At 71.0% G+C, this 21,168-nt stretch carries 20 protein-coding genes; 10 read left to right on the plus strand and 10 right to left on the minus strand.

The window, feature by feature from the left end; translation table 11 throughout:
- Nucleotides 1-33 precede the first annotated feature (33 nt).
- From BGP03_RS16850 to BGP03_RS16860, 3 genes are read left to right on the plus strand one after another with little or no spacing between them, the layout of a single operon-like run.
- Nucleotides 34-114: a hypothetical protein gene (locus tag BGP03_RS16850; protein WP_299736746.1), complete on the plus strand. Its 81-nt coding sequence runs from the start codon at nucleotides 34-36 to the stop codon at nucleotides 112-114.
- Nucleotides 111-572: a PE domain-containing protein gene (locus BGP03_RS16855; protein WP_296367917.1), complete on the plus strand. Its 462-nt coding sequence runs from the start codon at nucleotides 111-113 to the stop codon at nucleotides 570-572. Before BGP03_RS16850 ends, BGP03_RS16855 begins: the two co-directional genes overlap by 4 nt.
- Nucleotides 569-1,171, plus strand: a complete 603-nt coding sequence (locus BGP03_RS16860; RefSeq protein WP_298800659.1) for a DUF3558 domain-containing protein — start codon at nucleotides 569-571, stop codon at nucleotides 1,169-1,171. The genes BGP03_RS16855 and BGP03_RS16860 overlap by 4 nt, the downstream gene beginning before the upstream one ends.
- Nucleotides 1,172-1,561: 390 nt before the next feature.
- Here BGP03_RS16860 and BGP03_RS16865 read toward each other — a convergent pair whose 3' ends face one another.
- The 3 genes from BGP03_RS16865 to BGP03_RS16875 are packed head-to-tail and all read right to left on the minus strand — an operon-like array spanning nucleotide 1,562 to nucleotide 3,544.
- Complete coding sequence (locus tag BGP03_RS16865) at nucleotides 1,562-2,482, minus strand: nucleoside hydrolase (protein WP_298800660.1); 921 nt, start codon at nucleotides 2,480-2,482, stop codon at nucleotides 1,562-1,564.
- Nucleotides 2,479-3,312: a ribokinase gene (locus BGP03_RS16870; protein WP_298800661.1), complete on the minus strand. Its 834-nt coding sequence runs from the start codon at nucleotides 3,310-3,312 to the stop codon at nucleotides 2,479-2,481. Before BGP03_RS16870 ends, BGP03_RS16865 begins: the two co-directional genes overlap by 4 nt.
- A gap of 19 nt (nucleotides 3,313-3,331) precedes the next feature.
- Nucleotides 3,332-3,544, minus strand: coding sequence for a hypothetical protein (locus tag BGP03_RS16875; RefSeq protein ID WP_298800662.1), 213 nt, complete (start codon nucleotides 3,542-3,544; stop codon nucleotides 3,332-3,334).
- A 51-nt stretch (nucleotides 3,545-3,595) separates the two neighbouring features.
- On the opposite strand from BGP03_RS16875, the gene BGP03_RS16880 reads away from it, so the two are divergent.
- Together BGP03_RS16880 and BGP03_RS16885 are read left to right on the plus strand one after the other, a co-directional pair.
- Nucleotides 3,596-4,354: an acyltransferase gene (locus tag BGP03_RS16880; RefSeq protein WP_296367928.1), complete on the plus strand. Its 759-nt coding sequence runs from the start codon at nucleotides 3,596-3,598 to the stop codon at nucleotides 4,352-4,354.
- A 74-nt stretch (nucleotides 4,355-4,428) separates the two neighbouring features.
- Nucleotides 4,429-4,587, plus strand: coding sequence for a hypothetical protein (locus BGP03_RS16885; RefSeq protein WP_296367931.1), 159 nt, complete (start codon nucleotides 4,429-4,431; stop codon nucleotides 4,585-4,587).
- A gap of 1 nt (nucleotide 4,588) precedes the next feature.
- Here the strand turns inward: BGP03_RS16885 and BGP03_RS16890 are convergent, their stop codons facing one another.
- Nucleotides 4,589-5,845, minus strand: coding sequence for a glycosyltransferase family 4 protein (locus BGP03_RS16890; RefSeq protein ID WP_298800663.1), 1,257 nt, complete (start codon nucleotides 5,843-5,845; stop codon nucleotides 4,589-4,591).
- Nucleotides 5,846-5,916: 71 nt separating this feature from the next.
- Between BGP03_RS16890 and BGP03_RS16895 the strand changes: the two genes are divergently transcribed.
- The gene (locus BGP03_RS16895) at nucleotides 5,917-6,663 is read left to right on the plus strand and encodes a serine protease (protein WP_296367935.1); all 747 of its coding nucleotides are present in this window, start codon (nucleotides 5,917-5,919) and stop codon (nucleotides 6,661-6,663) included.
- A 74-nt stretch (nucleotides 6,664-6,737) separates the two neighbouring features.
- Here the strand turns inward: BGP03_RS16895 and BGP03_RS16900 are convergent, their stop codons facing one another.
- Together BGP03_RS16900 and BGP03_RS16905 are read right to left on the minus strand one after the other, a co-directional pair.
- The gene (locus tag BGP03_RS16900; protein ID WP_298800664.1) at nucleotides 6,738-7,712 is read right to left on the minus strand and encodes a phytanoyl-CoA dioxygenase family protein; all 975 of its coding nucleotides are present in this window, start codon (nucleotides 7,710-7,712) and stop codon (nucleotides 6,738-6,740) included.
- Nucleotides 7,709-8,545: a class I SAM-dependent methyltransferase gene (locus BGP03_RS16905; RefSeq protein WP_298800665.1), complete on the minus strand. Its 837-nt coding sequence runs from the start codon at nucleotides 8,543-8,545 to the stop codon at nucleotides 7,709-7,711. Before BGP03_RS16905 ends, BGP03_RS16900 begins: the two co-directional genes overlap by 4 nt.
- Nucleotides 8,546-8,610: 65 nt before the next feature.
- On the opposite strand from BGP03_RS16905, the gene BGP03_RS16910 reads away from it, so the two are divergent.
- Complete coding sequence (locus BGP03_RS16910) at nucleotides 8,611-9,459, plus strand: methyltransferase domain-containing protein (protein WP_298800666.1); 849 nt, start codon at nucleotides 8,611-8,613, stop codon at nucleotides 9,457-9,459.
- Between the two features lie 90 nt (nucleotides 9,460-9,549).
- A complete protein-coding gene (locus tag BGP03_RS16915) occupies nucleotides 9,550-11,160 on the plus strand; it encodes an alpha/beta hydrolase (protein WP_298800667.1) in 1,611 nt (536 codons plus the stop codon).
- On the opposite strand, the gene BGP03_RS16920 is transcribed toward BGP03_RS16915, so the two are convergent.
- Together BGP03_RS16920 and BGP03_RS16925 are read right to left on the minus strand one after the other, a co-directional pair.
- Nucleotides 11,149-12,627: a 1,4-alpha-glucan branching protein domain-containing protein gene (locus BGP03_RS16920; RefSeq protein WP_298800669.1), complete on the minus strand. Its 1,479-nt coding sequence runs from the start codon at nucleotides 12,625-12,627 to the stop codon at nucleotides 11,149-11,151. The two genes, BGP03_RS16915 and BGP03_RS16920, sit on opposite strands and share 12 nt — an antisense overlap.
- 82 nt (nucleotides 12,628-12,709) lie before the next feature.
- A complete protein-coding gene (locus BGP03_RS16925) occupies nucleotides 12,710-13,417 on the minus strand; it encodes a class I SAM-dependent methyltransferase (RefSeq protein ID WP_363093939.1) in 708 nt (235 codons plus the stop codon).
- A gap of 126 nt (nucleotides 13,418-13,543) precedes the next feature.
- Between BGP03_RS16925 and BGP03_RS16930 the strand changes: the two genes are divergently transcribed.
- Nucleotides 13,544-14,467: a tyrosine-type recombinase/integrase gene (locus BGP03_RS16930; protein ID WP_298800670.1), complete on the plus strand. Its 924-nt coding sequence runs from the start codon at nucleotides 13,544-13,546 to the stop codon at nucleotides 14,465-14,467.
- Between the two features lie 203 nt (nucleotides 14,468-14,670).
- Nucleotides 14,671-14,877 carry a hypothetical protein gene (locus BGP03_RS16935; RefSeq protein ID WP_299736703.1) on the plus strand — a complete coding sequence of 69 codons (207 nt, stop codon included), beginning with the start codon at nucleotides 14,671-14,673 and terminating at the stop codon, nucleotides 14,875-14,877.
- A gap of 143 nt (nucleotides 14,878-15,020) precedes the next feature.
- On the opposite strand, the gene BGP03_RS16940 is transcribed toward BGP03_RS16935, so the two are convergent.
- Together BGP03_RS16940 and BGP03_RS16945 are read right to left on the minus strand one after the other, a co-directional pair.
- Complete coding sequence (locus BGP03_RS16940; protein WP_298800672.1) at nucleotides 15,021-17,651, minus strand: AAA family ATPase; 2,631 nt, start codon at nucleotides 17,649-17,651, stop codon at nucleotides 15,021-15,023.
- Nucleotides 17,648-21,004 (minus strand): helicase-related protein, encoded by a 3,357-nt coding sequence (locus BGP03_RS16945; RefSeq protein ID WP_298800673.1) that lies wholly within the window; start codon nucleotides 21,002-21,004, stop codon nucleotides 17,648-17,650. The genes BGP03_RS16940 and BGP03_RS16945 overlap by 4 nt, the downstream gene beginning before the upstream one ends.
- Nucleotides 21,005-21,168 lie beyond the last annotated feature (164 nt).

Genomic DNA, 21,168 nt, shown 5'->3' on the forward strand with positions numbered 1-21,168 from the left:
CTCGTCCTCTCGCCCCGGACGGTGGAGAACCACGTGCAGCACATCCTGCGCAAGGTCGGCCTGCCCAACCGGGCGGCACTCGTCCGGTACGCCATCGAGGAGGGGCTGGCGTGATCGACCTTCGCGAAACGCCCACGGATCCGGGGGTGGGCTGCGACGATGGAGGTATGGCCAGTCTTCCCGACGGTGGTGGCGGAACCAGCCTCGACGACAAGATCATGGGCGCGCAGTGGCGGCTGTGGATGGCGAAGATCGAGGAGAACGGGTCGGTGCAGGCGGCGGGTGGGTACGTCGTGGATCCGGAGCGAGCGGAGGAGTGCATCCGGGAGATGGAGCGGATCGCCAACGACGTGCGCGCATCGCTGTATCAGGCGGACCGCTTTTCCTTCGTCGCTCCGGGGTATGACCCGGTGAGCCAGAACGTCGCCCGGCAGGGAGCAGTGATGGGTCAGCGAGCGGAGACCTTCGTCGCGAGCTGGGCCCATCAGATCGAGGCCACCCGCGACGCCCTCGTCGCTCAATTGGCGGCCTATCGCGAGGTGGAGCGGGCGAACGCGGCCCGGCACGCATGACCAGTCGGATCCGCCCCTACGTCGTCGTCGCGACGGTGCTGATGCTGGCGGCCTGTGCGGCGCCGGTGCGAGGCACTCCGGCGTCGGTGCCCGCGCTGTCGCCCCCCGGGGTTCCTGTGAGCGGTGACAAGCCGCCGCCGCGCTACACGCCGGCGGTCCGTTCGCCGCTCGACGCGCGCGGAATCCCACCTTGTGACCTGCTGACCGAGCGTCAGTTGATCGAGCTGAACCTACTACCTGCAACTGCGAAGCCTGGTGGAACCGAGGGGGCCGCGCAGACCTGCACCTGGACGTCGTCAGTGGACCCGGCCAATCCAGGCGGACTCCAGGTGAGGACGGAGTCGCCCATCCCAGTACTGGATGGCCTCTTCATCGTCCGCGACAGTCTGGCTGTCTTCGAACCCACCGAGGTGTCCGGCCATCCCGCATACCGTGCGGACGGAACCACGCTGACCGGCTGCAGGATCTACACCGCTATCGCTGACTATCAGGGCGTCGCGACCGGAACCAATCCCGCCGGCCGCAAGCTCGCCGACCCCTGCGCCGGCGCGCGCCGGATGGCCGAGATGATCCTCTCGAACCTGCCGCCCCTGCGCTGATCCGCTCGCAACTCCACACCGGCCCGCTGATGGCGCGCGGACCGCGGTCTCCTCGGCCGTCCATCTCCGCCTCCTCCTGGGCGCAACGCGTGGCATCACATCAGGTGCGTCGGCCGCGCCGACGACGGTCACATGTGCCCGCCTCGTGCGGGGCCCCCATCCCATCCGCTGGTCACGGCACCGTGGTCGTCGTCGCGCCGAGCCCCAGGACGCTGATCAAGGCGGAATGGTGGTCTGTGGAGATCCACTGGCGACCGCTACGCCTTGATCACCGCGTGCGGGGGAGGCTCGGCCGGCCACGCACGGCGGTCCATCACGTTGATCAAGGCCATGTTGTCGTTCGCGGAGATCCATCGGCGACCTTCTCGCCTTGGTCACCGCGGGGACGGGTCAGCCGAGTGTGCTCAGGCGTTCCAGGATCGCCGCCAGCACCGCTTCGGTGTCGGCGTCGAGGGCCACCGCCACCGCCGGGCCGGGGCCGCCGGGCACCGTGGCCCCACGGGCCGGGCCCAGGTCGCAGGCCACCTGGAGCGGGTGGGGGGTGGTGCGCAGCGTGCCGGGCAGGACGGCCTCCAGCACCGCCACGGCGTCGTGCACCGCCACCGCGTCCACGCCGTAGCGCGCGCGGTACGCCGTGCGGTAGTGGGTGATCACCGTCCCGAGCTCGGCGCAGCGGGGCCCGGCGGCGGCCAGCGCGTGGAGCCAGGCGGGGCCGACGGGGCACTGGTGGGTGAGGTCCAGCGGCACCATCGTCACCGGCACGTCGGCCTGCGTGAGCACCCGGTGCGCCGCCTCCGGGTCGCAGTGGGCGTTGAACTCGGCCGCGCCGGTGACGTTGCCGCCGCTCAGCGAGCCGCCCATCCACACGATGCGCCCGATCCGCGGGGCGAGCTCGGGGTGGGTGGCGAGCAGGAGCGCGATGTTCGTGAGCGGGCCGATCGTCGCGATCGTCACCGGCTCGGACGCCTCCCGCAGCACCTCCACCTGCGTGCCGAGCGCTCCCCGGGGATCCGGTGCGGGCCCGGGCGGCAGGCCCGCCGCTCGGCCGCCGAGGCCGTCGTCGCCGTGCCACTCCTCGGCCCGCTCCGCCTGGACGTGCACGAGCGGGCGGGCGGCGCCCGGCGCCACCGGTATCTCGGGACGCCCGGCCAGCGTCAGGATGCGACCGGCGTTGGCCGTCGTGCCGGGCAGCGGCACGTTGCCGAACACGGTGGTGACGGCCAGCAGGTCCACCTCGGGTGACGCGCAGGCCAGCATGAGGGCCATGGCGTCGTCGACGCCCGGGTCGGTGTCGATGATCAGCGGGATCACCGGACGGCCTCCAGCTCGGCGGCGGTGGGCAGCGACGGCTGTGCGCCCGCGCGGGAGACGGCGAGCGCCCCGGCCGCGCAGGCGTAGCGCAGCGCCTCGGCGTCGGAGCGGCCCGAGAGCAGGGCGACGGTGAGCGCCGCGGTGAAGCAGTCGCCCGCCCCCGTGCCGTCGACGACGGTGGTGGGCGGCGGGGTGGCGGTGGCCACCACGACGCCGGCCCGGCGGATCTCCGCCCCGTCGCCGCCGTGGGTGATCACCACGGCCCCGGCGGTGTCGAGGCCGTCGAGCTCGGCGTACTCGGCGGAGTTGACCACCACGACGTCCACCCGACGCAGCACCTCCGGCGCGACGGGCCGGGCGGGCGCCGCGTTGAGGACGACCAGCCCGGTGGCGGCGGCGACGGCGGCGGCCACCGCCTCGTCGGGCACCTCCAGCACGGAGAGCACGGCGTCGGCGTCACGGACGTGAGCCGGCTCCACCACGGGATCGGCGTTGGCCCCGGCGGCCACGACGATGGTGGTCTCGCCCTCGTCGTCGACGGTGATCAGCGCGTGGCCGGTCGGGAGATCGGGCACGCGTCGGACGGCGGTGAGGTCCACGCCGCCGTCGGCGAGCAGCGCGAGGGCCTCGTCCGCGGCGGGATCGCGTCCCACCGCCCCCACCAGCGCGACGTCGGCGCCGAGGCGCCGGGCGGCCAGCGCCTGGTTGGCGCCCTTGCCGCCCGGATGGCGCGCCAGAGCGGAGGCGGCGAGGGTCTCGCCGGGCCCGGGCAGCCGGTGCACGCGGGCGACGACGTCCAGGTTGACGCTCCCGACCACGACGACCTTCACCCGGGCACGATAGCCGGGCCTACTCCGAGCGGGTCGGCTCGTCGTCCTCGTCGGGGCCGTCCATATCGCGGCCGGCCCGCTCGGCGGCGCCGCCGGAACCACCGCTGTCGGTATCGGCCTCCGGCACGGCGGACGGGGAGCGGTAGGACCGCGCGTCCTCGACCGTCGCGTCGGTGGGGTGCTCGACGCGGCGGGAGACGTTGCGGTCGAGGTGTTCGGGTTCGGTGCTCACCGACCTGCATACCCGGCGGGCGGTCCCGGGCAAACGAATAGGGTTCACGCCATGACCAGCATGTGGGGGTCGCCGCTGCGCGACCGGTGGGGGCGGGCCGGTCGTCGGGACCCCGAGCAGGCCCGCTTCCTCACCCTCGCCTCGCTGCGCTGGGTGATCCGCCACCGCGCGTGGACGCCCTGGTACCTCGTCCGCTACGCGCGGCTGCTGCGGTTCCGGATGGCCAACCCGCACGTGGTGCTGCGCGGCATGGTGTTCCTCGGCAGGCGCGTGGAGCTGCACGCCCGGCCGGGCTTCGGGCGCCTGGAGATCGGACGCTGGGTGCACATCGGCGACGGCAACTCCCTGCGCTGCCACGAGGGGTCGCTGCGCATCGGCGACAAGGTGGTGTTCGGCAAGGACAACACCGTCAACTGCTACCTCGACGTCGAGATCGGCGCCGCCAGCATCGTCGCCGACTGGGTGTACGTCACCGACTTCGACCACCGCACCGAGGACGTCACCGTCCCGATCAAGGACCAGGGCATCGTCAAGACGCCGGTGCGGATCGGGCCGGACGTGTGGATCGGCACGAAGGTCTCGGTGCTGCGGGGGACCAGGGTCGGGCGCGGGTCGGTGCTGGGCGCCCACGCGGTGGTGCGCGGCGACATCCCCGAGTTCTCCATCGCCGTCGGGGCGCCCGCGCGCGTCGTGCGCAACCGGCTCGCCGACTACGAGGCCGCCGCCGAGCAGCGGGCCGCGATCAGCGACATCGCCCGCAAGACGGCCAAGGCCGTGCAGCTGCGCCTGGAGCGTTCTGAATCGATGTGACCTGGGCCAAACTTGGTAACACAGATCCTCTACGAGGCGTAGTACTAGGAGGAACCCAACAGGAAGGCACCACCGTGAACGACACCACCGTCCGCCGCCTCAACGCCCTCGACGAGCAGTACACCGCCGCCGTCAACGAGGCCATCGCCGAGGACCGCGACGACCTCATCCAGCAGCTCGTCGCCGAGTACCCCGACGCCGCCGCGGAGATCATGAACAGCGAAGCGGCCTGAGCTAGGCCCGTCCGAACACGTTGCCCGTCGGGATCTTCGGGCGACCCAGCTCCTGCGGCCCGCCCGTCCGGGCCGAGGCGTACACCTGCGCCGTCCCCGCGGCGATGTGTGCCCAGTCGAAGTCGACGCCCAGCCGGGCCCGGGCCGTCCGGGCCCGCCGGGCGGCTCCCCGAGGGTCCGTGAGCACCCGCCCGACCGCCGTGGCCAGCGCCGCGACGTCGCCGGGCGGGAACGTCACGCCCGTCTCCCCGTCCACCACCACCTCGCCGAGCCCGCCCGCCGTCGACGCCACGAGCGGCGCACCGGCCGCGGCCGCCTCCAGTGCGACGATGCCGAACGGCTCGTAGCGGCTCGGGAGCACCACCGCGTCGGCTGCGGCGAGCAGCGCGGCGAGCTCGTCGTCGGGCAGGTGGCCCAGGAACGCGACGCTGCGTCGCACCCGGTGGGTGCGCGCGGTCTCGACGAGCATGTCGGCCGCCGTGCCGGTGCCCGCCACCACGAGCCGTGCACCGGGGTGGGCCCGCCGGATCCGCGGCAGGGCCGCGACGAGGTCGTGCACGCCCTTCTCGTACTCCAGGCGGCCGAAGTACAGCAGCAGCGGCTCGCCCCGCGGCGCCTGCTTCTCCCGGGCCGCCGCGACCCGCTTCGGGCCGACCCGCCACTCCCGCGGCGCGATGCCGTTGTGCAGCACCAGGACCGACTCCGCGTCGAGGTCGAACAGCTCCGCGATCTCGTCCCGCATGGCCGACGAGCAGGCGATCACCACGTCGGCCCGGTTCGCCAGCCACCACTCCGCCGAGTGCACCTGCCGGCTCAGCGGCGACGACAGCCAGCCGTTGTAGCGCCCGGCCTCGGTGGCGTGGACGGTGGCGACGAGCGGCACCCCTAGGACGTCGGCCAGTGCGACGGCCGGGTGCGCGACGAGCCAGTCGTGGGCGTGCACCACGTCGGGACGCCACCCACCCAGGCGCACCAGCGCCGCGCGCAGCAGGGCGTGGCCCATGGCGAGGGTCCAGGCCACCATGTCGCGCTCGAACTCCAGGTGGGTGGGGTCCTCGGCGACCGAGATCACCCGCACGCCGTCGACCGTCTCGTCGAGCGTCGGATGGGTGTGCGCGTCGGTGCCCGCAGGCCGGCGGGACAGGACCACCACGTCGTGACCGGCGGCGGCGAGCTCGGTGGCCAGCGCGTGCACGTGCCGTCCCAGCCCGCCGACGACGACGGGCGGGTACTCCCAGCTCACCATCAGCACCCGCATCCGCGAGATCATCCCAAACGCGCCCGATCGGGTTACCCGCGGGTAGGCCAGGGACGCGCCATGATGGGGCGGTGCGTGTGAACGTCGGCGGTGCGGTCCTGCTCGCCTTCCTGGCCACGGCGGCCTGCGCCCCGGCGGTGGTGGCGCCGGTGGCCGTCCCCGCCTCCGCGCCCGCCCCGGAGTGGACGGCGGCGGGCGCCCTGTTCGGCGGCACGCCCGACGCGCTGGCCGACCACTTCTGCAGCGGCTCCGTGCTCGACACGCCCACGGGCGACGAGGTGCTCACCGCCGGGCACTGCGTGGCCACCGGCGACGGCACGCCGGCCCGCACCGGCATGCAGTTCGTGCCCGGCTACGCCGGAGGCCACGCGCCGCTGGGCGTGTGGACGGTGACCGCGGCCGCCGTCGACCCCGAGTGGCTGGCCCACGGCGACCCGTCCGTCGACGTCGCCGTGCTCATCGTGCACCGCGCGGACGGGGTGCCGATCGAGAGCCTGACCGGAGGCTTCCACCTCGTGGTGGACCCCGGCTCGGTCAACGCCGTGTCGGCCATCGGCTACCCCGACGGCAGCGACCAGCCGCTGGTCCGCTCCGGCACGACCAGCCGGTTCTCGCCGACGCAGCTCGAGCTCGACGCCCACGGCCTCTACGACGGCACGAGCGGCGGGCCGTGGGTGCGCAACGGTAACGAGGTCATCGGGGTCACCGGCGGGTACGAGCAGGGCGGCCTGACCCCGGAGGTCTCCTACGCGGCCTACCTCGACACCCGCACGACGGCGTTGGTGACCACCGCGGGCCAGGCGTCCCCCGGGGCCTGACCGCTCGCGGCGAGACCCCGACTCGCGGGCTCGGAACCGTCGACTCGCGGGCTCGGAACCGCCGACTCGCGGGGTCAGGGTGTCGGCGGGGCCAGGATCGGGTTGCGGGCGCTCGCCACCACCGCGCCGGGCTCGGCGCCGGGGATGAACGTGCGCCAGTCGCCGCTCACCATCGTCGGCGCCGGGATCACCCGTACCCCGTCCGCGAAGTACGTGGTGGCGAGCACCATCCGCGGCGACGTGGTGCGGTTGGCGCCCGCGGTGTGGAAGCAGTTCGCGGAGTGGAAGCTCATCTCGCCGGCGGCGAACGGCCGGTCCTCGACCTGCACGCCGTCGCGCCGGAACGCGTCGGAGACGCCGCGGTCGTAGGAGGTGCCGTGCTTGTCGAACGCGACGTCGGCCACGAGCTTCCACGTCTCGGCCCCGCGGGCGAACGCGAGCGGTCCCATCTCCACGGGCGTGGCCTGCAGCGGGATCCAGGCCGTGAGCACCGAGGGCGAGTCCAGCGGGAAGTGGTGGGCGTCGTAGTGCCAGGGTGTGCGCCCGGCGCCGGGCTCCTTCGACAGCGCGTTGTCGTGGTAGAGCCGCACCCGCTCGGCGCCGAGCAGCGCGGCCGAGATCCCGCCGATCCGCGGCGAGAGCACGGCCGACCGCACCAGCGCGTCGTCGAGCCACATCATCTCGAGGCTCTGGAACCCGACCGACGGATCGACGACGTCGTCGAGCATCTCGCGCAACCGGGCCCGCAGGCGCGCAAGGGCGCCGGGCGTCAGCACCCCGGGCAGCTTGACGAACGACTCGGCGCGGAAGGACGCGACCTGCGTGTCGGTGACCGGGTACGGGACGGCCAGCTCGGCCGCCACCTCGTCGTCGGACGGCAGCGGGCCGGGGTCGGCCTCCGCGACGTCCACGAGGGGGCCGACGGGCGCGGGGGAGTCGGCGAGCGACATGTACCAGTCCCACCACTGGTCGTTGCCGCGGTCCCACTCCACCGCGACGTCGGACGCGGTGCCGGCCGCGGTCGCGGAGGAGAGGTACGGGTTGGTCACGCGTTCTCCCACGTGAGCAGGTGCGCCTGGTGGCGGAACTCGTAGGAGCCGTCGGACGCCCGGCACCCGGCCAGGTACGACGCCAGGGGCTCGACGGTCTCCATCTGCTCCAGCGCCACGGTGTCGTCGAACGCGCAGCGCTGCAGGAACCCCTCGACGACGGCTCGGTCGGCGGAGCCGGTGCGGTAGTCGAGCACCTGCACCGCGACGTCGGCCCCGGCCTGGCGCAGCGCGTCGGCCACGCCCTCGGCGTCGGTGTACGGGACGACGTCGGGCGCGAACGCCGGCCGGTAGGCCTCGTAGAACGCGAGGTAGTGCGAGAGCGACGAGCCCTGCGCGACGACGCCGAACCCGCCCGGTCGCAGCGCCGCGACCATCCGCGCCACGCCGGCGGCGAGCTGGTCGGGCGGCAGGGCGTAGAGGGCGTGCGTGGCCCAGGCGACGTCGTAGGCAGCGCCTCCGTCCCCACCCACCCCGTCGAAGTCCTGCAGGAACACCTCGTGCTCCCCGGCCACGACGAACGGCGGCGCGAGCACGGCCCGGGCCTCGGCGATGCTGAACGCGGAGGGGTCGAGCAGGTCCACCATGACGGCGGGGGAGGCGGGCAGGCCCGCGGCCAGGAGCGCCGCGGGGAACCTGCCGCTCCCGCAGGCCACGTCGAGCAGGCGCACCCGCCCGTCGCGCGCGTGCCCGCCCAGGTCGGCGGCCCAGTCGCGGGCGCCGGCGAGCTGCCGGTAGTCCTCCGTGGCGAGGGCGTAGAACGCCTGCATCTCGGCACGTCCCGCCTCGCTCCAGTGGTCGAGGCTGCGCTGGGCCGTGTCGGGTCGGGTCATCACCCGAGCCAACCACAGCTCCCGATTCGCCGCGCCGCGAACGGAGCATGCGCTTACGTTGGGCCGTGACCACTCTGCGCTCGTCCCGTCCGCTGGACCGGCTGCGCGAGGAGGTGCGGGGCACGGCGCCGCTCCCCGCGTTGTCCGGCGAGCGCTACGCGCTGACCCACGCCGCCTACGAGGCCGCCAGCGACCAGCGTCCGCGGTTGGAGGCGTGGCTCGCCCGCGAGCTGCCGCCGCTGCTGGCGGGCATCGACCCGGTGCGCGTGGTGGGCGTCGGGGTCGGCGACGGCACCGTCGACGCCGTGCTGGCCGCCGCGCTCGCGTCCGACGGCCGGCGGGTGCACTACACGGGGGTGGAGCCGCACGCGGCGTCGGCGGTGGGTTTCGCCGGGCGGCTCGCGGCGCTGGCCGTCTCGGCGTTGATCCCGACCGTCGTCATCGGCGACTTCGCCGACCACGACGCCGGGGCGCCGGCCGACCTCGTGCACTTCGTCCACTCGCTCTACTACGTCGACGACCTGTCCGCGGCCCTGGACCACGCGCTGTCGATGGTGCGGCCCGGCGGGCTGCTCGTGGCGGCGACCGCGCCGCTGGAGCCGCTGTGCGTCCTCACGGAACTGCTGTGCCCGTGGGGCGGTCACCGTCCGTGGTTCGCCGGGGACGTGCGCGCCGAGCTCGACCTGCGGGGCCTCGACGTCCGCGCCGAGACGCTCGTCGGCCACCTGGACGTCCGGGACGCGCTGCTGGGTGGCGGGGAGGACGTCCTCGACTTCCTCGTGGGCGCCCGCACCTCGGCGATGGAGCCGCAGGTGCGTGCACAGATGCTCGATTACCTGCGGGACATCTCCCTGCCCGGCTCCGTGGGGGTGGTGCCGCATCCGTTGGATCTGACCATTGCGCGCATCCCCTGATCGGCCGGATGGTCTTGTCCTTGCGCCACCCGGTGGTCAAGACTCACCCGGATTTCACTCATCCGGGCAACGGCCCACAGGGGGGCATGAATGCGCAGAGTTGTCATCGCGCTCGTCACAGCAGGACTGCTGGCAGCCGGCATCGTCACCGCGCCACTGGCGCAGGCGGCCCCGACAGGGCCGTCCGCCACGCCGGATTTCCAACCGGCTCCCGTCACATGGGGGCCCTGCACCACCAACAACACGCTGAAGGCGCGCGGCGCCGAGTGCGGGTTCGTCGAGGTTCCGCTGGACTACGCGAACCCCAGGGGCACGAAGATCCAGCTGGCGGTCTCGCGGCTCAAGCACACCACCACGGACTTCCAGGGCGTGATGCTGGTGAACCCGGGTGGCCCCGGTGGATCCGGCCTCATCTACTCGGTCCTGCGCGACAGCGCGACGCTGAACGGAGCCGGCAAGTCCTACGACTGGATCGGGTTCGACCCGCGCGGCGTCGGCTCCAGCAAGCCCGCGCTGAGCTGCATCCCGGACTACGCCGGCTACAACCGGCCGTACTACATCCCGGACAACCCGAAGGACGAGGCGGCCTGGCTCAAGAAGTCGGCCTCCTACAGTGCGGCGTGCGCGGTCAAGGGTCGTGACCTGCTGCCGCACCTGACCACGGCCGACTCGGCCAAGGACATGGACAGCATCCGCAAGGCGCTGGGCCAGGAGCAGATCAACTACTACGGCTTCTCCTACGGCACCTACCTCGGGTCGGTCTACGCGACGCTGTTCCCCCAGAACCTGCGGCGGGCGGTCTTCGACGGTGTCGTCGACCCGCGCGGTGTCTGGGAGCAGGACAACTACGACCAGGACATCGCGTTCGAGCGCAACATCAAGATCTACTTCGAGTGGGTCGCGAAGTACGACTCGATCTACCACCTCGGCACCACCGAGGCGGCGGTCGAGAAGCAGTACGACGACCAGTACCAGGCGCTCCGCACGACGCCGGCCGGCGGCAAGATCGGCTCGTCGGAGTGGAACGACATCTTCCTGCAGGCCGGCTACTACGTGTACGGCTGGGAGGACATCGCCACGGCGTTCTCGAGCTGGGTCAACGACAAGAACGCGGACGGCCTGATCGCGCTCTACGGCGGCCCGCCCTTCGACGACAACGGCTACGCCATGTACCTCGGTGTGCAGTGCGTCGACGCGACGTGGTCGAGCTACCCGCAGTTCCGCCAGAAGAACGCGGCCGTCTACAAGAAGGCGCCGTTCGAGACCTGGTCCAACGCCTGGTTCAACGCGCCGTGCACGTTCTGGCCGGCCAAGGCGGGCACCCCGGTGAAGATCGACGGGAGCAAGGCCCCGCCGATCCTGCTGGTCAGCGAGACCCTGGACGCGGCCACCCCGTACTCGGGCGCGCTGGAGATCCGCAAGCAGTTCCCGAAGTCGTCGCTGCTGGAGGGCGTGGGTGGCACCACGCACGCCGGCACCTTCGGCGACTCCGACTGCGAGAACGCGGTGGTGGCGAGCTACATCGCGACGGGCGCGCTGCCCAAGCGGGTCGCGGGCAACGGCAAGTCCGACGCCCAGTGCGACCCGAACCCGCAGCCGGTGCCGACCGCGCCGGCCACCGCGGCCTCGATGGCCGCGACGGGTAGCGGTGCGGCCGCCCAGGCGGTGCCGGGCAGTGGGACGAAGGCGCTAACCCGCTAGTCCCCGGGAGTCGACGGAACCGAACGGAGTGGCGGCCCAGTGCGCGATGCGCCGGGCCGCCGCTCCGCGTCGGCCCCCGGCCAGCAGTCCGGCGAGCTCCTCGACGTGCCCGGCGTGGGTCCGGGCGCGGTCGCGCGCGTAACCGGCCGCCGAGTCCTTGCTGACCATGAACGCCCAGTCGCTCGACAGTGCCAGCAGCGCCTCCTGCGCGAGGGCGTCGCGCAGGGGGTCGCGGGCGCGGCCCGGAGCGGTCGAGGACACCAGCGTCTTCTGCACCTGGTCGTTGAGCGCGACGATGTCGGCCACCTGCTCGCCCGCCCAGACCCGCCAGTCCTTGCCCGATCCCCACGACGACGGCGGCAGGTCCACGGGTGCACCGACCAGCCCGGCGTCGGTGGCGCCCCGCAGCGTGGTGACGCGCACGCCCGCCTCGGGCAGCGCGCGCAGCACCGCCTCCAGCCACGCCGGGCCCTCGTGCCACCAGTGGCCGAACAGTTCGGTGTCGAACGCCGCGACCGTCAGCGCCGGACGTCCGTGCTGGTCACGCAGTCCGGCGAGCCTTTCGCGGACGACCGACACGAAGTCGGCGGCGTCCCTCGCGACGGCGGCCGCGGCCCGCTCGGGGTCGTAGGGCTGCTTGGCCTCCGGCGCCACCGACTTCCCCGTGACGCGGGACGGCTTGAGGCCCGAGGCGTGGTCGAACGTGTGGAAGTCGCGGTAGTCGCGGCCGCCCGGGTAGCCCGAGCGCGGCGACCACACCCGGTAGGTGACGTCGAGGTCGCGGCCGAACGCCACCACGTCGGACGTCCCGACGGTGCGGCCGAACGCGGTGACGCCGCGCAGCGCCGGCCCGTCGACGAGGAAGCGGCGCACGCCCGCCGCGGCGTAGCCGTCCTCCATGCCCGGGGTGTAGCCGCACTCGGGCGCCCAGATCCCGGCCGGCCGCGTCCCGGTGCGCAGCGTCTGGTCGGCCAGCCCCGTCTCCAGCGCGAAGGCACGTACCTCCGGCAGCAGCAGCGGGCCGAACGGGTGGGTGGCGGGGCCGCCGAGCAGCTCCATCGCCCCGGCGTCGGCCAGCCCGCGCAGCACCGGCGACGCGCCGTGGCGCCAGCGCGTCTCGAAGTCGGTGAGCGCGGCGGCGGCGGCGCGGTGCTCGTGGGCGGCCAGGTCGGGCAGGCGCGGGGCGGCCTCATGGGCGCGCAGCAGCCAGCCGCCGAGCCAGTCGTGCAGACCGCGCAGGCAGTACGGGTCGTCGAGCTGGGCGGCGAGCACCGGCGTGACGCCGAGCGTCAGCAGGTCCTGCCGCCCCTCGGAGGCCAGCCGGGACACCACGTCGACGACGGGGAGATACGAGTGCGCCCACGCCTGGTAGAGCCACTCCTCCCCGACGGGCCACCGCCCGTGGTGCGCGAGCCACGGCAGATGCGAGTGGAGTACGAGGCAGAACGTCCCCACGGGCCCGCTCACGTGCCCACCGCACACGCGTCGTGGCGAGCGCACACCCGTTGTGGCGCTGGCGCGGCCGGGGCTGCGCTTGTGCGGTGCGCCGTCATGCTCGCCTCGCCGACAACACGAGATCGAGGCTCGCGTCGATCTCGTCGGCGCCGAGGTCGAAGTCGGCGCAGCGCACCGACTCGACGTCGCGCAGCAGTGCCCCGGGCCAGATGCCGTCACCCAGGACGACCGCCGTCTGGGCCTCGACGATCGAGCCGCCGTGCGCCGCGTCGAGAGCGCGCAGGCGGGGGCCGTGGTGCAGGCCCAGCACCTCGACATCGGCGAAGCCCGCGTCGGCGACGAGCCCGCCCAGCTCGGCGCCGGAGAGCTCGCGGGTGTGGAACGGGTTGAGCGGGGTGTCACGGCCGGGGGAGAAGGTGATGCGGTTCGGCGTCGAGACGAACAGCGTGCCTCCCGGCCGCAGCACGCGCCGGCACTCGCGCAGGAACCCGTCCTGGTCCCACAGGTGCTCGATGACCTGTAACGAGACCACCACGTCGACCGCGCAATCCGGCACCGGCAGCGCCACCAGGTTCGTGCGCGCCACCCCGATGCGGGGGTAGCGGCGGGCGGCGTGGGCGGCGGCCTGGGCGTCGTAGTCCAGCGCCAGCACACGACGGGCGACGCCGGCGAGCAGGTCGGCGCCGTAACCCTCGCCGCAGCCTGCCTCCAGGACCGTCGCGCCCGTGCAGCGCGGAGCCAGCTCCTCGTAGACCACCTCGTGGCGGCGGAACCAGTAGTTCTCCTCGGCGATGCCGGGCACGGTACGCTCGCCGGTGAGAGGCAGATTGACAGCCTGATCTGCGCCTATAGGAAAGCTCACGTCGTTCGCATGCCTCTCGTCAGTTCCGCACAGCGCTCGTTGCCAACATAACCGACGGAGCCAGCGATGAACGAACTGATGGACCTGGCCGAGGAGTGGGATCTCACGCTCGGCACGGTGTCAGACAAGACGAGGGAGGTCTACCGGCGGGCTATCGTCCAGTTCTCGGCCTGGCTCGGAGCCGAACATCCCGACGTCGTCGCGATCGAGCAGCTGCAGCGGCGGCACGTCGACGGATGGATGCGGCATCTCGCTGACGGGCTGGGGCGCAGCGACGCGACCCGTCGGGTGCGGCTCATCGCGCTGCGGAAGTTCTTCGCATATCTGGTGAGCGAGCCGGACATTCCGATGGACACCAACCCTGCCGGCCTCGTCGCGTTGCCCAGTCCCAAGGACAAGGTCGTCCCGGTGATCCACGACGAGGACCTGGTGAAGCTGCTGCGGCCCGTCGAACGCGGCTCGACGTTCGTCGACCGACGCGACGCGGCGATTCTCCGCGTACTCATCGACACCGGGTGCCGACGCGGGGAACTGGCTGGCATCGACGTCGAGGACGTCGACCTTCGGACGAACGACGTCCGGCTCCGCCGCACCAAGGGAGGCAGCGAGCGGCTCGTCCCGATCGGCGCGAAGTCAGCACTTGCTCTGCGCAAGTACCTGAGGGCGAGGCAACGGCACGCAGCCGCTGGATCACCCGCGCTGTTCCTGTCGATCCGCTCGGGCAACCGCGGTGGATGGAGGATGTCCGGCGGCGGGATAGCCGAGATGCTGGTGCGGCGGTGTGCGGCAGTTGACCTTCCGCCCGTGCATCCGCACATGTTCCGGCACACCTGGGCTAACGACCTCTTGTCGAATGGCGCGAACGAGACGGACGTCGAGAAGCTTGCCGGGTGGCGGAGCCCGCTCATGGTCCGTCGATACGGCGCATCGGCCGCAGCGCAGCGCGCTCGCGATTCTTCAAGAAGGTTGGCGCGTGGCGACCGAGTTTGAGGGCTCGTGTCGCCGGATCCTGAAATCTGACCCCCTGGCGGTTCGGCGGATTCCGGCCATCGTCGCAACACGTGGGTGAAGGTGGTGAAGCGTAGCGGGGTTCAGCGGGTGATCGTAGGTGCGAGCTTGGTGACCGTCATGCCGGTCAGCTCGGCCCAGGTTTGGGTGGCTGCGGCCAGGGTGAGGACGCTGCCGTCGAGGACGTGTTCGCCACCTTGTCTGACGATCAGCGTGTTCAACGAGCGGAAGGCGCGTCCCTTCCGGGCGAGGACGAGGATGTCGGTCGCGGCGCGTTCACCGCGCCAGTGCCCGGCCGGCAGCTGTGCTCGTGGGCCGACACCGTTGGGTGCGTGCGGGTCAGCGCCGCAGAGCCGGTCATCAAGCAGCCCGAGAGCGGCGCCGATGCCTGAAGTGGCCCCACCCTCTACGTACCAGCACTGACTGTGGGACGAAGTCAGGGCAGACAATGCTCAGCCGGCGATCCCCGCACGCCCATCCCCAGCACCACGACCAAGAAGATCAACAGCAGCGATTCAAGATCACAGTACGGACGTTACGAAAGATCGAGGCTAACGCTCGAAGGACCTGTGCCGTTGATCCTCGTCCACACGTGCCGAAAGGCAGTGCGGTTGACCCGACGTCGGTGGTACCTGCTGCTGAGCAAGTCGCGGAGCGGTTTGGATCCGCGGACGTGGGCCGGCACCTTCGCCGCAGTGTTGTAATCCTCCATCGCATCGACGAATCTCATGAGTGGGAGAGCGCGGCTCCGTCTCCGGATGTCGGCGTCCGCAGCCAACGCTCGTACGAGACCATCGTGGATCGCCGCCCACCAGAAGTTGACGTACTGATGGTGTTCCGGCCGGATCGGCATGCTCAGTTTTGAACTCCACTGCCAGGCCGGCACTCTAGCATTCCTCGCCATGTCGAGGATAGTTCTTCTGCCAATCGGGTGCAGACCGCGGTAGAAGACTAGGAGCACGTTCGTCGACGACGTATCCCCCATCATCGATCGCAATGAGTCCAGTTCCTCTTGCCGCAGACCTCGACCGTCGTCCTGGGTGAAGAATTTGACGTCCGCCGGATTCCCGTATTTCTCGGCCGCGAACCGCAACATCTCGCGGACAGCGACCTGGTCGTTGTCGTCCTCGGACCCGACGATCAGGAACCGAGTTCTGCTGGGGCCGGCTGCCCTCTTCGGCGCTGGGTTCTGTCGTAGGACCGGCGCCTCGACAACTGGTTCCGACGTCCGGAGCTCCCTCTGGATCCGGCCGGTGTGCAGCACCACCAGTTCACGGTTCGCGCGGGTGAGGCTGGTGTAGAGCAGGCCGTGCCGCCCGACGGGTCTCGGGAAGTTCATCGGTTCGACGACGACAGCGGCATCGAACTCGAGCCCCCGCGCCTGCTGCGGGGTCAGCACGCGTACGTGCCGCACATCATTGACCATGGTGTTCGGGCGCTGCGGGTCGTTGCGGAACCCGGCCTTCCGCAGCGCGCGGATCGACTCCGGCGGATGAACGCCGATGACGACCACCGTGCCCTCAGGATGCCGGTCATGGAGGGTCGACACCTCATCGACGACTTGCGCGTACAGCCGCTCGGCCGCGATCTTCCGCACCCTGGGCGGTTCGCCGCCAGCTTGGAGGGAGACGACTGATCGTTCAGTCTCAGGCAGGAGCCGCGACGCGAACTCCATGATCGCCGCCGAAGTGCGGTATCCGCGGCGGAGGGCCACGATAGGCATGTCGTCAACCGCGAGCGACCGGGAAACCGAAGTCCAGTCCGGATGGCTCAGATCGGAACGCCGCTGGTTCAGATCTCCCAGAATGGTCCAGTGTCCTGATGGGTTCAGGGAGCGGAGGACCGCCCACTCCAGGGGACTGAGGTCCTGTGCTTCGTCGACCACGACGTGGTCGTACGAGTACGGCCCTGCGCCGGCGACCGCTCCGCCGCAGGCGGCGAGGATCTGGAGGTACCTGCGCATCGTCTGGGCGGCGGTGAAGGCGGGGAGTGCTCGAAGGAAGAGCGCGCGCCCCAGGTCTTGCGTCAGGTGGGTGATGCCAACGCGGTTGGCACGGAGAGCACTATAGGTCTTCTCGACGCTGGCAGCGTGCGAGATCGGCTCGTTGAGGTGGCCCTCCTCACGCAGCAGGTGCACGGCCTTCCCGGCGAGGTCGTACAACTCGTGGTCGACTTCCCGCTGGTCGATCGGCTGGGTGTTGTCCAGACTGGCCGAGATCCCGCGAACGTCGAGCATGGCGCTATCGAGCGACATCGCATCGACGACGCCGGCGCCGCCGTTGAGTTCAGCCAGCACTCCGCGGATGTACTGGACGTAGTGCTCAGTAGGACCGATAACGAGGACCCGGCGGAGCGGGCGTGGCTCCTGCTCCGGGTGGACGAGGTAGGCTGCGCGGTGCGCGGCGACGACGGTCTTACCCGTTCCTGGGTGCCCTTCGATGACGAGCGACCGGTCCGAAGCGGCGGTGACCATCTCGTACTGGTCCGGCTGCAGCGTCGCGAGAATGCTCGTCAGACGCTCCTTCCGGGGTGCCGAGATCGCGGCGAGGACGGCCCGCTCTGCGCGCATGGGCTCTCGCGCGGGCGCGATCGCCGGTGCCACCGACGCCTTCTTGAGGGAGGTCGCGGTCTCCGCCTCGTTCTCGAGGGGATGCCGCTGCTCGGGGGCAGGGGGTGCCTCGGCGTTGCGCCGCGGCAGCGGACGGCGAGTCGGTGCCTTCGGGATCGCTAGCCTGCGCCGCGCGAACGGTTCCGTGTGGCCCCGGGCCGGTCCGGGATCGTCGACGTAGTCGATGATTTCGTCGCCACGGCGGCGGAGAAGGGTTCTCCGCGACGTGATCTGAGAGCACAATTTGTGCTGGTTCCAGTGCGTGAAGAAGGTGCTTGCGATCGGCGCCGCCCAGCTGAACACGACGAGACCGTCTCGGTCGTGATAGTGGCTGCCGATGTAGAAGTCGGTTCCGTCGACGATGTCGGTGGGCTCCGCCAGCGCGACGCGACCGAGGAGGCCATGTACCGGTGCCGACGCAGGCCTAGGCCCCGGAGCCTGGCGGTGGCCCCCGTGAGCCACGGGGAGCCGCTGCCGTCGCTCGCTCCGCAGCGCCTCGCGGTAGCGAAAATCGGCCGCGCGCTCGTCGGTGATGATGGCCGCATCGCCGTGGGTCATCGGGTGATCTCCAGGTAGCAGACGGCGAGGTACTCCAGGCTCAGGTCCACCGAACGCCTCTGCTCGAGGGTGCGCATCGCTTCGCTGTGCCGTTCCTGTGCGCGCTTGCGCTGTCCTTCGAAGAGGTGGAGTGCGCCGCGTCCGCGGTCACGCGCGGTCTGCATCCTGCGGTCGATCACGGCGAGCTTGCGCTTGAGTTGCTCGTGCAGGCTCAGCCGCCGCCCCTCGGTGAGGGCGTCCGCTTCGTCGATCCGTCGTTGCTGCTCGACAGTGTGCCGCTCGTCGAGCACGTCGGTGGCTCGGATGATCGGGGCTTCCAGTTCCTCGGCGTCGGCGGGATCGTCCGCCGGCCACAACTCCCCGCGTGCGAGTGCGGCCAACAGCGCGTCCGACGCTTCCGGAACCACCCGCTGGTTGCTCAGGTCCACGGCCGACCCCCACAGTTCTCGGGTCGCCCGATCGCCGGCCCCTTCGACGCGGGCGAGGACGACCGCGTACCGGCCCCGAGGGGCGATGGCGTCCCGGTCCGCTACCCGGATGTGTGCGTGCCTCGCCTGCCGGTGTCCTGGTACCGAGATCGCCGCCAGCACGAGCGGGTGGTTCGCAGTGAGAAGAGACCCTCCTGATGTCCGCGCGTTCTCCTGGTCGAGAACGAGCGGCAGGTCAGCTTCCTCACGCAGCGACCGCGCGAGGTCGGCCACCTCTGCGTGCATCCGATGCCCCCGACGGGCCACATCCTGAAGCTGATCGGCCATCACCGTGTTGCCCCGCAACGTGACCCGGACTTCGTCGACGGTCGCGATCCCCGGCGCGTTCGCTGTCGCCGCCCAGTCGTGCAGGAGGTGCGCCAGTTCGCGCTGGCCGACGTACCGGCCGCCGCGCACGAGCTCCCGTTCGAGCCCGGTCACGTCGACGTCGTTGCTGACGAGCAGGTCGGCGGCAGCGCCGGCCAGCTTCTCGGCTTCGGCCTTCTTCGCCTCGACAGCCGTGACGAACTGGTCCGCCTTCGCCTGCTTCTGCTCGGCATCAAGTTCGAAGCTGTAGACCGCCTTCTGCAGGGAGGAGAGTTCCGACTGGATGATCGGCTCGAGTGCTCCGATGGCGTTCTCGAAGACTCCGATGCGCTCCAGGACGCGGGTGAGGATCTTCTCGTCGATGGTGTAGTCGTTGACGAAGTTGACGACGTGGATCTTCTGCTCGCGCTGCCCGATGCGATCGATGCGCCCGATGCGCTGCTCGACCTCCATCGGGTTCCACGGGAGGTCATAATTGACAACGGCAGAGCAGAACTCGAAGTCCAGGCCCTCGCTCGCGACGCGATTGGCGAGGACCATGTCGAACGCGCCACGGCGGAACCCGGCCATCACCTCGCGGCGCTCCTCGCGGGGCACGCCACCGTGCAGGACCGCGACCCGTGCGTGTGGTGCGAGCCTGCGCCACAGGTAGGCGAGCGTCGGACGGGAGAAGGTGAACAGCAGGATCTGCTTCCGCTGGCGGAGGAGGCCCTCGACGATCGTCAGAAGCCGATCGAACTTCGAGTCCTCACCGTCCGGCAGCCTGCGTGCGGCAGCCATGAGCTCCCGGTGTGGGGGCACCGACGACCGGGCCGTCGTGGGTGCCCTCGGATCGTCCTCATCCTGCACTGCTGCCCACGCGTCGAACTGTCCCATGACGACGTCGCGCGCCGCGGGTAGACATGCGCTGGCGAGGCGCAGCGGCATCTGCATCGCGAAGTGGAGGGGCATGCCGACGTCCTCCGCTCGCCGGATGCACCACTGCAGGTACTGGTCGTAGAAGGCACGCTCGGCGTCGCTCCACACGACCACCTCGTGGTGCGGCTCGCGGAGCGCTTTGTTCTCATCGATCTCCGCTTTGCGGGTACGGGTGATTGCCGACGACAACGCGTTCAGATCGGCGAGATAGCGACGGGCCTCGACCACGTCAGCAGGTTGCAGGACGTCGCGGCCGATGATCTCCCGGAGGACCGGGTAGTCCGGTCTGCTCATCAGTGCGGCACCGAACTTCATGGTCTTCAGCTCATCAAGGACGGCGAGGCGGTCCGCACCCGCAGCGCCCCGATCGAGGAGCAGTCGCTCGACGCGGAAAAGCACCGCATTCGGTTCCAGCCGCAGCTCCAGGATTCCGGGATCGTCGAAGTCCTCGGGTGCAAGCAGCTCCAGCATGTTCGCCAGGTCGCTGTAGCCGAGGTTGACCGGCGTCGCGGTGAGGAAAACCCGGGCATCGGCCCAGTCGTTCAGGCGCATGCCGAGGTCGTAGCTCTTCGTCTCGACGTTGCGCATCTGGTGCGCCTCGTCGACAATGATCAGGTCGAGCTGGGGGGGATCCTCATCGAACTCCTCGAGGCCCTTCCACGACCGCAGCCGCTCAAGGCTCGTGACGTAGGCGAACCGGTTGGGCAGCTTGCCCTTCTGGTGCCGGTCGAGGAACTGGTCGAGGGCCTTCGTGTCCAGCTCGCCGAGCCTGAAGTCGAATCGCTGCTCCATCTCGTCCCGCCATTTCGAGACGAGCGAGGACGGTGCGATGACCAGGACGCGATCGGCGGCGCGACGGGCCTCGAGCTCCGTCCAAATCAGGCCCGCTTCGATCGTCTTGCCGAGGCCCACCTCATCAGCGATGAGGATGCGTGCGGCGCCGGTGCGCAGCAGCCGCAAGACCGGCTTGAACTGGTACGGGCGGAACACCGTCCGCGTGGCACGGAAGGAGAAGATCGTGTCCGTCAAGGACGCAGCGAGCTTGCCCCGTGTCAGCGTGGCACCGAACCGGTCGATCGTCGACGCCGGCCCGAGGATCCACTCGGCTGGGCCGCCGTACTCGGGCGCCTCGTCGAGCGCCGATTCGGTAAGGAACTGGGACCGGTTATCGAGTCGCAGTTCGTAGCGCCACGTGCCCGCCACGAACCTGCGGCTGCGCACGTCCGTGTCCCGGCCGCCGGCGCGGGTAACGACCGGCTGGCCGACCCCGAAGCGCGGCGCCGCAACGACTGAGCCGTCGTCCCAAAGGGTCTCTGCCCAATCGTAGGCAGCGGCGAGCGGCGAGTCCTCGGTGAGGGCATCGACGTCGACGATCGCGCTGTCACCCGAGCCGACACCGACGTTCACCATCATGACGATCGTCGAGTCCACCCCGGAGAACCAGTAGAGACCCATCGGCAGCTCGGCCTCCGCCGCGGTACGGAGCTGTCCTACCGACGCGACGACGTCGGGGATCGCGCCGCCGATGACGAGCAGGCGGTCGAAGCGCATCGTCGTGAGGAGCTCGGTCAGGCCGGTGGACAGCGGGTGATAACCGAACGTCCGGGCAACCTCCTCAACCGACCGCACGAAGCGCCCCACAGTCTTCCTCCACCGGCATCGAGCTGAACGAACGAGAAGCCGGAGCATCCCGTGCTGGAACACACTTCGCCGCACGCCTTGCGAATGCGACATCCTCTCGGTCGGATCATCCATTCGGCGTACTACCCGGAGGCGCTTGGCCGGTTGGCCGTCGTCAGCTAATA

This window comes from Pseudonocardia sp. 73-21 (genome assembly GCF_001899645.1).
Lineage (GTDB): Bacteria > Actinomycetota > Actinomycetes > Mycobacteriales > Pseudonocardiaceae > Pseudonocardia.

Bases quoted from the DNA above. Each gene is read 5' to 3' on its own strand.
- BGP03_RS16860 (WP_298800659.1), top strand. From the start codon at position 569: ATGACCAGTCGGATCCGCCCCTACGTCGTCGTCGCGACGGTGCTGATG.
- BGP03_RS16880 (WP_296367928.1), top strand. From the start codon at position 3,596: ATGACCAGCATGTGGGGGTCGCCGCTGCGCGACCGGTGGGGGCGGGCC.
- BGP03_RS16890 (WP_298800663.1), bottom strand. From the start codon at position 5,845: ATGCGGGTGCTGATGGTGAGCTGGGAGTACCCGCCCGTCGTCGTCGGC.
- BGP03_RS16905 (WP_298800665.1), bottom strand. From the start codon at position 8,545: ATGACCCGACCCGACACGGCCCAGCGCAGCCTCGACCACTGGAGCGAG.
- BGP03_RS16915 (WP_298800667.1), top strand. From the start codon at position 9,550: ATGCGCAGAGTTGTCATCGCGCTCGTCACAGCAGGACTGCTGGCAGCC.
- BGP03_RS16930 (WP_298800670.1), top strand. From the start codon at position 13,544: ATGAACGAACTGATGGACCTGGCCGAGGAGTGGGATCTCACGCTCGGC.
- BGP03_RS16940 (WP_298800672.1), bottom strand. From the start codon at position 17,651: ATGACCCACGGCGATGCGGCCATCATCACCGACGAGCGCGCGGCCGAT.